Source organism: Rhodococcus sp. Eu-32, from assembly GCF_003336925.1.
In the GTDB taxonomy this organism is placed as follows: domain Bacteria; phylum Actinomycetota; class Actinomycetes; order Mycobacteriales; family Mycobacteriaceae; genus Rhodococcoides; species Rhodococcoides kyotonensis_B.
Genome location: NZ_QGNK01000001.1, coordinates 124,545 through 138,366, shown reverse-complemented (window position 1 = coordinate 138,366; position 13,822 = coordinate 124,545). Strand labels below are relative to the sequence as shown.

Sequence of the window (13,822 nt, the reverse complement as noted above, 5' to 3'; positions counted from 1 at the left end):
CTTTCTATCGGGTGGCAAAGGTATTCGCAGGCTCGGCGAGTCCGAGGTGGCCACGCAACGTGGTGGAGTCGTACTCGGTGCGGAACAGTCCACGGCGCTGCAGCACAGGAACGACCTCGTCGACGAAGTTCTCGAGCGACGTCGGCAGCACGGCAGGAACGATCGTGAAACCGTCGACGTGCCCTGTGGCCGACCAGGTCTCGATGTGGTCGGCGACGGATTCGGGCGTGCCGGTGACCACGCGGTGGCCACCCAGGAACTGCGACAACAATTCTCGTACCGTCGCGCCGGTGGTCGCTGCATAGCGTGTGAGCGTGTCGAAGAACCCCTGCGGACCGTTGCGGTCCGCAGGCAGCTTCAGATGCCGTTCGTCAAGCGGTGCGTCGATGTCCAGGTCGTCCGGTTCGAATCCGAGCCAGCGTGCGAACGTAACGAATGCGTCGTGCTCGGGGTGCAAGCGTGCCTGCAGGTCGTCGAACTTACCGCGCGCTTCCGCCTCGGTGGATCCGACGATCGGAACCAGGCCCGGCAGGATCTTGACGTCGGAGCGGTCACGACCTGCCAGCGACGCCGCACGACCGACCGCGTCGGAGAACGTCGCGGCACCCTCCAATCCGAACTGCGTCCCATAGATGACCTCGGCGTACCTGGCTGCGAACTCGATACCTTGCGGAGACGACCCTGCTTGTACGAGAACAGGTCTGCCCTGTGGAGATCGGACGACGTTCAACGGTCCGTGCACGGAGTAGAACTCGCCGTCGTGGCCGAGCGGGTGAACCTTGTCGTGATCGGCGAACCAGCCCGCACCTTGATCACCGACAAGAGCGTCGCCCTCCCAGCTGTCCCACAAGCCGAGGACGATATCGACGAATTCCGCTGCGCGTCGGTACCTTTCGCCCCGGCCCGGCAGATGGTCGATTCCGAAGTTCCGACCTGCCCTGTGCTCGAACGTCGTGACCGCGTTCCACGCGGCCCGTCCACCGCTGACATGATCGAGCGACAGGATGCGGCGAGCGAGGTTGTAGGGCTTGTTCAACGACGTCGAAGCCGTGGGAATCAAGCCGATGCGCGACGTGGACACCGCGATGGCAGTGGTCAGCAACGTCGGGTCCAGTGTGGCCGTCGGTGCACGGAGAATCCCTGGCTGTTGGACGGGTATGTCCGGAAACAACAAGCCGTCGAGCAGACCTCGTTCGGCGACGGCGGCCGCACGCACGTAGTGGTCCAGGTCGACGAAGGCGTCGGGGGCAAGCGACGGATCGAGCCAGGCCGCGGGGTGGTAGCCCGTTCCCCCGATGTTGACCAGAAAGTGCAGACTCACGACGCCACCCGCCGTGCACCCCGCGCGAAGGACGGTACCGACAGGCCCAGGTTCTCGCGCAGTGTGGAACCGGTGTATTCCGTGCGAAAGCGCCTACGTCGCTGCAGTTCCGGCACGACGTGGTCAGCGAAGTCGTCGAACCCGCTCGGGAGCACGTCGGGCATCAGGTTGAATCCGTCGGCGATACCGACGTCGACCCATTCGAGGATCGAATCGGCGATCTGTTCCGGAGTTCCGACCACGATGCGGTGTCCGGCGCCACCACCCAAGCGCCGCAACAACTGTCGCACGGTCAGATTCTCGCGCCGTGCGAGTCCGAGCGCGATGCGATAGAAGGTCTGCGACCCACCGGCGGAGTCCGGGTCACGCAGCAGATCCCACGGCAACGGACCGTCGAGCTTCAACGCCTCGGCAGGCACGCCCAGTTGTCCGGCCAGACGATCGAGTGCGTACTGGGGCGGCACGAGTTCGTCGAGCAGCTCCCGTCGCTCCTTCGCCTCCTTCTCGGTGCTGCCGATCACCGTCGACAGACCGGGAAGTATCACCACCTGACTCGGATCGCGGCCCAACGCGGCAGCTCGGCGCTTCACGTCCTGGTAGTACTCCCGAGCCTCGTCGATCGTCTGCGCGGCACTGAACACGACCTCGCCGACGCGTGCAGCCAGGGCACGGCCGTCCTTCGACGCACCTGCCTGCACGACGACCGGTTCCCCCTGCGGCGACCGAGGCACGTTCAGAGCGCCCGCGACCTGAAAGTGCTCGCCGACGAAATCGGCGTCGTGAATCTTCGAGGTGTCGACGAACGTGTGCGACGACCTGTCGCCGACGAGCGCGTCCGGCTCCCAGCTGTTCCACAGCGTCCGCACGACCTCGACGAACTCTGCCGCCCGTCGATAGCGGTCACCGTGATCCGGCTCCTCGGTCAGCCCGAAATTGCGTGCCGCGGCGACACCTGCCGTCGTCACGACGTTGAATCCCGAACGCCCCCTGCTGAGTACGTCGAGCGTGGCGAGTCTGCGAGCCACGTCGTAGGGATCGTTGTACGACGACGACAGCGTGCCGATCAGACCGATCTTCGACGTCGAGGCCGCGATCGCCGCGAGAACGACCGTCGGTTCCAGACTGTTGAACGGCCGGTGCCGAATGTCCTCGCCGAGGACAGGACCGTCGGCGAGAAACACCGCGTCGAGCTTGGCCTCCTCTGCCTTGCGAGCGATGTTCACGTAGTGCGAAATGCCGAACGACGCGAGCGGATCCGTGCCGGGGAACCGCCAACTGCCGCCGAACACACCGAGATTGAGGATGTTGACGTTCAGATGCACCTGCCGCGTCATGCCGAGGCTCCTGCATCGAGAGCCGCCCGGCCCAACGCCGCGAGAACGAAATCGCTCTGCGGAAAGTGCACACGCCCGACCATCGCGTTGCGGTGATGGCGCTCCAGTGGATTCGACCGCGACAGACCGGGATTGCCCGTCAGATCCAGCGCCGACTCGGTGATTCGGATGGCCGTCGTCGTCGCGACATGCTTCGCGAGACCCGGCAACGACGTGTCGCCGTCGTCCAGCGCTTCGACCGCCTGACGCAGCAGCGCCCGTGACGTCTGCAGCGATGCTTCGATCTCTCCGACTCGGTCGTGGAAGCGCGGAACGGTGGCCAGCGACGCGCCCAACGCCGTCGGAACCCGGGTGTGCAGGTACCGCACCAGCCAGTCGCGGGTCGCGATCGACACCCCGTTGTAGTTGGCCGCGAGCAACAGTGGCAGCGCCTGTCGTCCCGCACCCCGCAGTTTCGCCGTCCCGTCCCGCGGATCTCGGATGTCGACGAGGCGACTACCGGGCACGCGAGTGCCCTCGAACAGCACGCTCTGGGTGTCCGACCCGCGTAAACCGAGGTGGTCCCACGTCGGCAGCACCGTCCACCCGGGTGTGTCGTTGTCCAGTAGGAACGTCGCGACGCGGGGGTTCTCCTCGGTGGTGCTGGCCGTGACGGTAATCCAGCGCAGCCCGGAGATGCCAGTTCCGTACGCCTTCTCCCCGGTGATGACCCAGGAACCGTCGTCCTGCAACTCGGCTGTCGTGGCCGGGATGCCGCCACGTGACAGGCTCCCGAGGTCGCGTTCGACGGCGAGCCCGTTGATGAGTGCGCCGTCGGACACTGCGGTACGGAACACGGCCTCCTTCAGCTCGGCCGGCCACGGGCTGTCGTCGCGCTGGAGTGCCAGGTGGTTCGTGTAGTTCCACTGCAGGATCAGGCCGACGGAAGGGTCTGCGGCACCGACTCTTTCGATGACCTCGACGGCGTCGGCGACAGATGCGCCCAGCCCGCCGTATCGGGTGGGGACCGTCAGTGCCTGGGCGCCGATCTCATGCAGGCGAGCGAACGCCTCGTGCGGGAATTCACCGGTGCGATCATGCAGTTCGGCGCGCGATGCGATGAAACCCAGCACGTCGGTGAATCGATCCTCGTCCAGCAGCGTTCCCGACGAGCGGCGTACTTCCGTCTCGATACTCATCAATTCTCCTTCACTGATCACGATGCGAGGCCCGCAAGGCCCACACCGGGTCGTACGTGCTGCTGAAATTCGCGCACGGCAGCCGCGACGGCCGGACGCTCCACCGAGGCTTGCCGATAGGTGACTCCGATACGCCTGGCCCCGTCGACGATCGGCGCGACGACGAGATGACGCAGCCGGTCCGGAACCGAGATCTGAGGAACGATCGTGGCCCCGAAGCCTCGATCGACCATCTCGGCCATCATCGAGAAACTGCCCGTACGATGGCCGATCCGCGGCGTGAATCCTGCTTGGCGACAGGAGAACATGACCGACGAGATCGACGGTGCTCCGTCGTGAGCTGCGATCCAGTCCGCGTCGGCGAGTGCGGCGAGTCCCTCTATCGCGACCCGGTCGCGCCACGCAGGCGGGGCGAGCAACACCAGGGGGTCGCTGAACAGGTAGTCCGACGTCATTCCCGAGGGCAGGTCCGTCGCACCAAACGAGTAGGTATAAGTGACCGCCAGGTCGACGTCCTGCTGACGCACCGCGGGCACCGAATCCACCGGCATGGATTCGACGAGACGTACCCGTAGTTCGGGGTGGTCGACGCCCAATTTCGCCGCCACCGGCAGCGCCAACTCCGACATGGCTGTGTGGAAGCACGCGATCGTCAGCACACCGGTGATCGTGTCTCCTGTTGCGGCGACCGCACTTTCGGCCTCCTCCAGTGCCGCCAGGATCCGTGCCGTGTGGTCGACGAGCACACGACCCGCACCGGTCAGCCGCAGCACACGGCCGTCCCGCCGCGTCAACGCCGAACCCACCTCCTCTTCCAGGATTCGAAGTTGCTGCGACACAGCCGATGTCGTGATCCCGTGCTGCTCGGACACGGCGGTCATGGTGCCGCGATCGGCGAGATCGCGGAGCAGCACGAGCCTGCGCACGTCGTACACGTCAGGTCACCACCGCGGCAGTAGCACTGTGCCCGCCCGGGACTGCATCGAGAAGCGATCGTGTGTACGCGTCCGCCGGAGCCGAGAAGACGTCGGCGACGGTGCCCGCTTCGACGACCCGCCCCGACCGCATCACCGTCACGTCGTCGGCGACGAGGCGTACGACGCTCAGATCGTGCGTGATGAACAGATACGCCAATCCGAGCTCGGCCTGGAGATCGACGAGCAGCTGCAGGATTTGCGCCTGCACCGACACGTCGAGCGCCGACACCGCCTCGTCGAGCACGAGCAACCTCGGATCGGCCGCGAGTGCCCGGGCGATCGCGACGCGCTGACGTTGCCCACCGGACAGTTCGGCGGCCCTTCGGTGCAGATACGACCCGTCGAGTGCGACCGACGCCAACAACTGTTCGACGCGTTCGCGCCGCGCGGCCTTGTCTTTCACCGTTCCGAACGCGATGAGCGGCTCGGCAACGATCTGTTCGACGCTGAACTTCGGGTCCAGCGACGAGAACGGGTTCTGGTAGACGAGCTGGATCTCGCGGCGATACGGCCGCAGCGCGCGGTGCCGCAATCCGGTGAGAACCCCGTCGACGTCGCGGCCGTGGAAGGTGACGATGCCTTCATCTGGCGCGGCCAACCCGACGGCAATGCGTGCCAGCGTCGACTTGCCTGCCCCCGATTCACCGACGATGGCATGTGTCGTGCCCGCCCGAACCGTCAGGGACGCGTCGTCGACTGCTGTGAACGCGGACCCTCTCCCGGCGTCGAACGTCTTCGTGACGTGATCGATCTCGAGGACACTGGCGCTGCGGTCGACCGCGACGGCGTCCCGTGTGGCGTCGAGTCGCGCTGTTCTGAACGTCGGCGCGGCCGCGAACAGCCGCTGTGTGTACTCGTTCGTCGGCGCACCCAGCACCGTCGCCGTCGGACCGTGCTCGACGATCGCACCGTCCTTCATGACGACGACACGGTCGGCTCGGTCCGCCGCAACACCCAGATCGTGTGTGACGAGCAGGATTCCGAGCCCGAGTGTGTCGCGCAGATGTGCGAGGTGGTCGAGAATGAGCTTCTGGACGGTGACGTCGAGCGCCGACGTCGGTTCGTCCGCGATCAGCAATTTCGGGTCGCTCGCCAACGCGACGGCGATGAGCACACGCTGCTTCATTCCACCCGACAGTTCGTGTGGGTACTGCTCGTAGATGCGCGCGACGTCCTTCAATCCTGCCAGTCGCAGCTTCTCGAGCACGAGCTCTCTGGCCTGTGCGGATTCGACCCTGCGGTGCAACCGAATTGCCTCGAGCACCTGCGCCCCTACGCGTTTGACGGGGTTCAGCGATGTGCCTGGATCCTGTGGTACGAAGCCGACGAACGGGCCGCGCAACTGCGCCAGGCGCTTGTCCCGCCATCCGGTGGTGTCGAGGCCACCGAGGAGAATGCGACCCGATTCGATCGTCGCCGACGACGGCAACAGCCGAAGTGCCGCGTGCACCGTCGTACTCTTTCCGGATCCCGATTCCCCCACGACAGCAACGAATTCGCCGTGGTGAACGGTGAGATCGAGCCCGCGTACGGCCTGCTTGGTGCGCCGACCGGTGTACGCGACCTTCAGATTCTCGATCTCGAGCAGCGGCGCGGTGGCGTCGACGACGACATCTCTTTTCCCCGCCATGGTCACTCTCCCCACGTCTTGCTGATCCGGTTGGTCGCGAGAACAACTGCGGCGATGACGATTCCGGGGAAGATCGCAATCCACGGGTAGGTCGCGAGGTAGTCGCGTCCTTCCGACACCGCAAGTCCCCACTCGGGTTGCGGCGGCGGCGCGCCGTAGCCGAGGAATCCGAGTGCCGCGACTGCGAGGATGGCGGAACCGCATTCGAGTGCGGCGAGCGAGAACACCGCGGCTCTCGAGTTCGGCAGAACGTGACGGAACACTACGCGTCCGAAGCCCGCGCCTGACCCGTATGCCGCCTCGACGTACTCGCTGCGGGCGACCTTCAGGACTTCGGACCTCATGACGCGCGCGAACGCGGCGATCGCGGTGATGCCGACCGCGAACGCGACCTCGAGAGTGCCGTACCCCAAGGCCGTGACGACGGTCATCGCGAGCAGCAGCCCCGGAATGGCAAGCAGCACATCGACGAAGCGCATGACGATCGCATCCGTGCGGCCACCGATGAATCCACTGAGCAGTCCGATCACCGACCCGACGATCAGGCCGACGAGTACCGCGAGCAGTGTCGCGGACAACGTGGTCGACGTCCCGTGGATGACGCGCGCAAGCAGGTCACGTCCTAGGCGATCGGCACCGAACGGGTGGGCGAGGCTCGGTGGGGCGAAGCTGGCGTCGATGTCGCTGTCGTACGGGCTCTTCGACGTGAACAATCCCGGCACGAACGCCCAGGCGATCACGGTGCCGACGACGATCCACGACAGCACCAACCCCGGTGCGGCCAGCGCCCTGCGCAACAATGAATCTCGAGCCCGCTCCGGTGCGACCGGTGATGCCTGCGGTTTCTCGAGTGTGGCGTCGTCGAGCACACGTACGTCGAGTGTGGTCACAGCGCTGCCTCCTTGACATGGACGGGCCTGGTCTCGATTCCGGCTTGGGCCTTCAGCCGCGGATCGAGCAGAGGGTAGATCACGTCTACGACGAAATTGACGACGACGAACACCAGCGCTGCGAACACGACGATGGCTTGCACCAACGGCACATCCTGTGTGCGCACGGCACTTTCGGCGAGCCTGCCGAGGCCGGACCTGGAGAAGATGGTCTCGACGATCACCGCACCCGCAAGAAGATTTCCGACGACAACACCCGCGATCGTCAGAGCAGGCAGGCTCGCGTTCTTGAGGACCTCACGGGTCAGGAGCCAGAACCTGGTGCCACCCTTGGCTGCGGACACCGTCACGTACGGAGCCTGCAGTCCGAGCGTGATGTTCTTCAGCAACAGTTGTGCGATGGGTGCCGACACCGGAATCGCCAGGGTGACAGCCGGAAGCACGAGGGACACGAGTCCGCTGTTGCCCATCGGAGGGAACCATCGCAGTTGGAACGAGAAGATCTGCAACAGAACGAGTCCGACGAGGAACACCGGAACGGACACACCGGCGGCGGGCACGACCGCGATCAGATTCGCGAGCCACCGATGCCGTGTGTACGACGCGGTCAGCGCCACCACGAACGCGATGACGATCGCTATCGCGAGTGCTGCACCTGCAAGGACGACGGTCTGCGGCAGCACCGCCATGATCATCGACCACGCGCTCTCACCGGTGCGCACGGACTGACCGAAGTCACCGTGCGCGGCGGCGAGCAGGCGATCGAAGTACTGGACGATCAGCGGATCGTTCAGCCCGAGCGACTGCCGCACCGCCTCTTGCTGTTCCAGCGAAATCGACGCGGTGTCGTTCGGATCGAACATCACGTCGACCGTGTCGTAGGGCAAGACCCATAACAGCACGAACGTGATCGAGTACGCCGCCCAGATGACGAAGACGGACTGCCCGAGCTTCGCGAGAACGTAGCGCGTCATGTCATCCTCACTTCGGGTCGATCCACGTGTCGTAGAAGACGTTGCGCGACTGTGCCTCGTACTCGACGTTGTGGACGCTCGGGCTGGCCGCGGTGACTTGCGCCGGGTTGTACACGGGCACGCTGAGCACGTACTTGTTCAGCAGGAAGTCCTGAGCGGTCGCGGCGGCGTCGGCCCGCTTCTGCGGATCGAGCGTGGCGCTGACTGCGGCGAGCGTGTCGACGGACTCCTGATAGATCGGGTTGTCCTTCTGGATACGCGAGGTGTTCGTGTACAGCGGCGAGTACAGCTGTTCGAGGACCGAAACGTCACCGCGACTGGTGTTGGCCGCAACTATGTTCCACGTGTTCTGCTGCTTGGACGCGGCCGTGTAGTCCGGAATAGGGAGCAGGTTGAGCTCCAGGTCGATCCCGATCTCTTTTAGATTCTGCTGAATCAGTTCATACGCGGGCTTGTTGATGACGAGGTTGTTGATCCCGAGAAGCTTGACGGTCAGCTTCTGCCCGTCCTTCTCGCGGACGCCGTCGGAGCCTTCCTTCCACCCCGCGTCGTCGAGAATCTGCTCGGCCTTCTCCTGATCCTCGGTCAGATCCGAGCTGAAGTCCTTCCACCCGGGAACACGCTCGGACAGAACGGACGTCGAGATCTTGTAGCTATCCGTCAGGACCGTCTTCTGCAGTGCGTCGCGGCTCCAACCGAGCTTGATCGCTTCACGTACGGCCTGGTCGTTCGTCGGGAACTGATCGGTCTTGAAGTCGAATGCGATGTCGCGCCCCGGAATCGCCTGCGGAACGATGCGGAACCCGGCCGCGGCCAACGGCTGCTCGTCGGTGGAGTTGACGTCGAGAATCGCGTCGACGTCGCCCGACTGCAACGCACCCGTGCGCACACTCGCCTCCGGGATGACGTCGATCTCGACCTTGTCGAGGTAGGCATCACCGTTGTGCTTCCGGCTGGCAGGCGCCCAGTTGTAACCCTCGCGCTTGGTCAACACGGTCTTCTGCTGGTACACGTGCTCGGTCACCGTGAACGGGCCCGTCGTGACGATGTTCTGCGGGAGCGCGCGGTCGGCCTTGTTCAGCTGCAGCGTCGAATGGCCGACGATGCCGGAGAAGTAGTGCGAAAGAGCCTGCAGGAAACCGGCGCTCGGACGGTCGAACGTCACCTTCGCCGTGTACGGATCGAGTGCAACGGTGTTCTGGTACCCGACCCAATACGCGGTGACGGCCGGAATGCTCAACGCTTCGTTGCCGCGTCCGAGAATGTCGAAGTTCTCGACCACCGAATTCGCGTCGAACTTGGTTCCGTCGTTGAACGTGACGTCGTCACGCAGATGGAACGTGAATTGCGTCAGGTCGTCGTTGATCTCCCATGACGTCGCGAGCCACGGCTCGATCGCGCCGGTCTCCGGATTTTGGTAGGTCAATTTGTCTGCGGTGTTGCTCGTGATCAGCGACTCGGGATACGAACTGCCCGAATGAGGATCGAGGTTAGCGGGAGCGTCCAGCAGTGCGAACTTCAGAGTTCCACCGGAGACGGGGTCGCCGGCGTCGTCGGTCGGGCTCGCGACCGTGGATGCGGCGCAGCCGACAAGCAGCAGAGACGCTGCGGTGAGGGCAGTGATCAGCGGGGCAACGCGCCGTGAACGGGGCGGCCTGGACAGGGACGAGCGAACGCGCCGAAGCGACATCGTGACAGCACTCCTCGGGAAAGAACGGGAAAGGGATTGCGAAGACGGAGAACTCAGGCCTGACGACAGGAGAGCGCCCGACAACAAGCACGACACACCGTCATCGAACGCTCCTTCCTCGTCGCCGGCTCGACATCTGCAGTAGCGCTTCATGATTCGTCAAGAAAATCTGAACCGTCGCGCCGATGTCGTCATTGTTCACTTCACGCTGATGCACGAGTGTGCTCTGCGCGCCGCGGTTCGACCACCATTCGAATCACGATGATTCTTCGAATCGGTTTCGAAATGCTGCGGAAGGGAGAACCATCGAGGCGGACGAAGAACTACACCGAATTCGAGCAAAGGAGACTCAGTGAGCGACAACATCTACCGGGTGACGGAGATCGTCGGAACGTCGACGGAGGGCACGGACGACGCGGTCCGCAAGGCAATTGCTCGCGCGAACGAAACGTTGACGAACCTCGACTGGTTCGAGGTCGTGGAGACGCGAGGTCACATCGAGAACGGGGCAGTTGCCCACTACCAGGTGACCCTCAAGGTCGGTTTCAAGCTCGAGGGGTAGGAGCTTCGCCCATGTGCACGAAAATACATAGCCCGCTATGTATTTTCGTGCACATGCGGCGTCAGCCGAACACCTTCTCGAAGCAGTTCGAGAACGGCATGGCTTCGTACGGCGAAAAGATAGGGATTCGCGTGTAACCGCTCTTCTCGTACAGGCGCACCGCGTCGGGCTGCCGGTCGCCCGTCTGCAGGATCAGCCGCGGCAGCCCCTGCTCACGGGCGGCGTCCTCGACGGCTCGCAGCAACGCCGACGACACCCCCGATCCGCGGTGATCGGCGCGGACGAACATGCGCTTGAGCTCGAGGTCCGGCCCGTTCCATCGCACGGCCGCGTGCCCGACTGCCTGGGAGTCGCGGTAGACGACGAACGTGCGAAACACCGTCTCGGGTGCGACGGCGTTGGCCTGTGTGCGAGCCAGGTCGGCAGCGCGATCGGCGTAGCGTGGGCCGACTTCGGCGACCATCGCGGCCCGCAGAGACTCTGCATCGGGATGATCCCAGTCCACGACGACGGTGGTGAGAGGGCCTGTCGAGGTCACTTCGGTCAAGAGTTCCAGCGCTTTCCGTGTTCGGCGTGTGTTCGTAAGTACGCGCCGGGGGCGAAATGGGTGTCGTAGAAATCGAGGTCGATGTTCTGCGCCTGCAAATACATCAGCACGTGCACGGTCGGCACCGTACCCGGTAGTTTCCCGAACGTATCGTAGATGTACGACGCTTCGATCGTGATGAGCTCCTGCACGGCCGATGCCGGGAGCGCCGCCGAACGCACGGCCCGAGTGTCCGTCCACGGCCCCGGTGTGTCGGGGTGAAAAGGCCCGCCGGGGCCGTACTTTCGCACAATGTACTTCTCGACGCCGTCAGCCACGGTTGCGACGTGTGGCGGCGTGAGCGTCTCGAAGTAGCCGTCGAGTCCGGTGGCGTTGGGGAACGGCCATCGTGGGTCGGCGTCGGATCTGAATCCCAGCCCTGGTGCCCTCGGATCACCCGAGCCGCCGAGCACCGACAAGCGGTCGAGGCCGTCGAACATCCAGCCGCCCAGGCCGAGCGCTTGCAACAGCAGGACGCCGTTGTGTGTCGCCGTCGCCAGTTCGGCACTGGCCTCGGTCAACGTGTACTGCTCGACGAACGACAACGGCACCGGGTCGTCGAAATGCGCCAGGTGGGAGAAGGCGTCGACACCCGGTATCGGTCGGTCGTTCACGTCGTCGAACACGACGTATCCGTTTGCCGCGAAGAACGACAAGTTGGCGACGAGATGCTCGGAGAGATCGGCGACGGGAAAGGCGAGCAAGCTGCCCGGATGGTTCGCGATCCAGGTGTTGTGGCCTTCCATGTACGGTTCCTCACGCGGCAGTTCGAGTCGCGAATCAGACAGCCGGACATAGTGATTCGCCGTGTGGTTCAGCCACTCCTCGAGATCGAAGTCTTCTTCGAGCGGCGGTAGATCGCGTGTCGGCAACAGGTAGGTTCCCGAGTCGTCGGTGAAGAACAGCTGGCTCGTGTGGAAGCCCGCAGCCGACGGGAACGTGCGCCCGACCGCGCTGCCCGAGTAGTTCGGAAACTTCGGCGCGTACCCGCCGTGCCTCGTGATGCCGTAGTGCCAGCCGGTCACTCCACCGACGACCGACAGGACGAGGGCGCGTTCCACCTCGGTCAGCGGTGTGACCGGATGCTTGCTCGTGAATGCCAGCGGTCCGTCGGGAATCTTCCCACCCAGCGGGAAGCGTCGGGACCGGCGGCCGGCAATGGCGTCGAGCAGTGGGAACGACGCCGCGTCGGCCAGTGCTTCGCGTTGCGCGTCCGTGATGCTGAGCCGGGCCATGACCTCCCCCCTCCTCGCAGTCTCGCCCGAGTCCATCACCGGTATCGCCGGTAAGTCAACGGTTGGAATCAGGACGCGGAAAACCCTGGTCGGACGGCACATCTCGAGGTTCGATGTGCCATGCCCACCGAACCGACTGTCGTACTGCACATCTCGGATTTGGGCACCGGCTCGCTCGACGGGGTCGGCGCCGAGAGTCTGCATCAGTTGGCGGAGACGCTCAGGCACGTGACGCGGTCGTACGCCCCCGACGCCGGTGTTCTGGCGCGATTCGACATCGAGGTGTCCGACGTGGATTGCCCGCTGGTCGTCGATCTCCCGGCGCGCGACGTCGTGTTGTCGGGGCGCAGCATCGGCCTCAGCCATACCGAGTTCGAAATTTTCGCGCAGCTCGTGTCCTATCCCCGGGTGGTCGTCGGTCGTCGCGAATTCGCTGTCACCGGGTCGGGCCGGAGCGTCGACGTACATCTGTCACGCATACGCACCAAGCTGGGCAGCTTCGGATCGACGATCGCCACAGTGCGTGGCGCCGGCTACCGCTTCGACCCGACCGAGGCCATACGCGTCGTCGACGACCCGGTGAGGTTGCGGTCGGCCTGAGTCGGGGTAGTTATGTCACCAAGATCGACTTCGTGGAACGATGGACGTTCCCCGTCGGACATGGTGACGTAGGAGGTAATGATGGCACCGGCCACCAGCCATACCGGGATTACTGCGGCGAATGGTGCAGTCTCCATCGAGCCGAATGCGAGACGTGTCCGTGCCTACTTCGCGGGCGAGGTCATCGCCGACACAACCGAGTCGATCTACCTCTTCGAGCAGGGGCATCTGCCCGCGTACTACATCCCGTGGACGGACGTACGCAACAAATTCCTCGAGGCTTCCCGCACCTCGACAGTGTGCCCACGGAAGGGCACCGCCGAGTACCGCACCATCGTTGTCGGTGACCGACGTTCCGAGGACGCCTTGTGGACGTACCCCGAACCGCTGGACGACGCCCTCGATCTGAGCGACTACGTGTCGTTCTACTGGGATCGCGTCGACGCCTGGTTCGAGGAGGACGAGGAAGTCTTCGTTCATCCGCGCGACCCGTACGTGCGGGTGGATGTGTTGCCGTCATCGCGGCACATCGAGGTGTACATCGGTGACGTGCTGGTCGCGAAAAGTCATAGGCCCAAGATCCTGTTCGAGACCGGTTTGCCGCCTCGGTACTACATCCCACGGATCGACGTGAAGAACTGGCTTTTCACGTCGTCCCCGACGACGACGGCTTGCCCGTACAAGGGCACCGCGTCGTACGTGTCGGTTCCGGACGGGCCGGCAGACGTCGCCTGGTTCTATCCACAGACGACGCCCGCCGCGTCCGGCATCGAGAACCATCTGTCGTTCTATGTCGACAGGGGTGCTCGCCTGGTGGTCGACGGGGTGGTGATCGGGAGCTGACT

At 64.5% G+C, this 13,822-nt stretch carries 13 protein-coding genes; 3 read left to right on the top strand and 10 right to left on the bottom strand.

All coding sequences use genetic code 11. The annotated features are described in order from the left end of the window. Positions 1 to 4: 4 nt before the first annotated feature. From DK926_RS00705 to DK926_RS00670, 8 genes are read right to left on the bottom strand one after another with little or no spacing between them, the layout of a single operon-like run. Positions 5 to 1,321 (bottom strand): NtaA/DmoA family FMN-dependent monooxygenase, encoded by a 1,317-nt coding sequence (locus DK926_RS00705; RefSeq protein WP_114327946.1) that lies wholly within the window; start codon positions 1,319 to 1,321, stop codon positions 5 to 7. Next, on the bottom strand, positions 1,318 to 2,655 hold the full coding sequence (locus DK926_RS00700; RefSeq protein ID WP_114327944.1) for an LLM class flavin-dependent oxidoreductase: 1,338 nt from the start codon (positions 2,653 to 2,655) through the stop codon (positions 1,318 to 1,320). The genes DK926_RS00705 and DK926_RS00700 overlap by 4 nt, the downstream gene beginning before the upstream one ends. After that, positions 2,652 to 3,833 (bottom strand): acyl-CoA dehydrogenase family protein, encoded by a 1,182-nt coding sequence (locus DK926_RS00695; RefSeq protein ID WP_125833354.1) that lies wholly within the window; start codon positions 3,831 to 3,833, stop codon positions 2,652 to 2,654. The genes DK926_RS00700 and DK926_RS00695 overlap by 4 nt, the downstream gene beginning before the upstream one ends. A gap of 17 nt (positions 3,834 to 3,850) precedes the next feature. Next, the gene (locus DK926_RS00690) at positions 3,851 to 4,768 is read right to left on the bottom strand and encodes a LysR family transcriptional regulator (RefSeq protein WP_114327940.1); all 918 of its coding nucleotides are present in this window, start codon (positions 4,766 to 4,768) and stop codon (positions 3,851 to 3,853) included. A 1-nt stretch (position 4,769) separates the two neighbouring features. Then, the gene (locus tag DK926_RS00685) at positions 4,770 to 6,440 is read right to left on the bottom strand and encodes an ABC transporter ATP-binding protein (protein WP_114327938.1); all 1,671 of its coding nucleotides are present in this window, start codon (positions 6,438 to 6,440) and stop codon (positions 4,770 to 4,772) included. Between the two features lie 2 nt (positions 6,441 to 6,442). Beyond that, positions 6,443 to 7,330: an ABC transporter permease gene (locus DK926_RS00680; protein WP_114327937.1), complete on the bottom strand. Its 888-nt coding sequence runs from the start codon at positions 7,328 to 7,330 to the stop codon at positions 6,443 to 6,445. Continuing rightward, entirely contained in the window at positions 7,327 to 8,304 is a 978-nt protein-coding gene (locus DK926_RS00675) for an ABC transporter permease (protein WP_114327935.1), read from the bottom strand. Before DK926_RS00675 ends, DK926_RS00680 begins: the two co-directional genes overlap by 4 nt. Positions 8,305 to 8,311: 7 nt before the next feature. Then, positions 8,312 to 9,994, bottom strand: coding sequence for an ABC transporter substrate-binding protein (locus DK926_RS00670; protein WP_243636572.1), 1,683 nt, complete (start codon positions 9,992 to 9,994; stop codon positions 8,312 to 8,314). A gap of 352 nt (positions 9,995 to 10,346) precedes the next feature. On the opposite strand from DK926_RS00670, the gene DK926_RS00665 reads away from it, so the two are divergent. After that, entirely contained in the window at positions 10,347 to 10,556 is a 210-nt protein-coding gene (locus DK926_RS00665; RefSeq protein WP_114327933.1) for a dodecin, read from the top strand. 61 nt (positions 10,557 to 10,617) lie between these two features. Here the strand turns inward: DK926_RS00665 and DK926_RS00660 are convergent, their stop codons facing one another. Both DK926_RS00660 and DK926_RS00655 read right to left on the bottom strand, forming a co-directional pair. Beyond that, positions 10,618 to 11,019, bottom strand: a complete 402-nt coding sequence (locus tag DK926_RS00660) for a GNAT family N-acetyltransferase (protein ID WP_114328597.1) — start codon at positions 11,017 to 11,019, stop codon at positions 10,618 to 10,620. Between the two features lie 80 nt (positions 11,020 to 11,099). Beyond that, positions 11,100 to 12,377, bottom strand: a complete 1,278-nt coding sequence (locus tag DK926_RS00655; RefSeq protein WP_114327931.1) for a hypothetical protein — start codon at positions 12,375 to 12,377, stop codon at positions 11,100 to 11,102. Positions 12,378 to 12,497: 120 nt separating this feature from the next. On the opposite strand from DK926_RS00655, the gene DK926_RS00650 reads away from it, so the two are divergent. Beyond that, positions 12,498 to 12,977, top strand: coding sequence for a winged helix-turn-helix domain-containing protein (locus DK926_RS00650; RefSeq protein ID WP_114327929.1), 480 nt, complete (start codon positions 12,498 to 12,500; stop codon positions 12,975 to 12,977). 81 nt (positions 12,978 to 13,058) lie between these two features. Beyond that, a complete protein-coding gene (locus tag DK926_RS00645) occupies positions 13,059 to 13,820 on the top strand; it encodes a DUF427 domain-containing protein (protein WP_114328595.1) in 762 nt (253 codons plus the stop codon). The last annotated feature ends 2 nt before the right edge of the window (positions 13,821 to 13,822 follow it).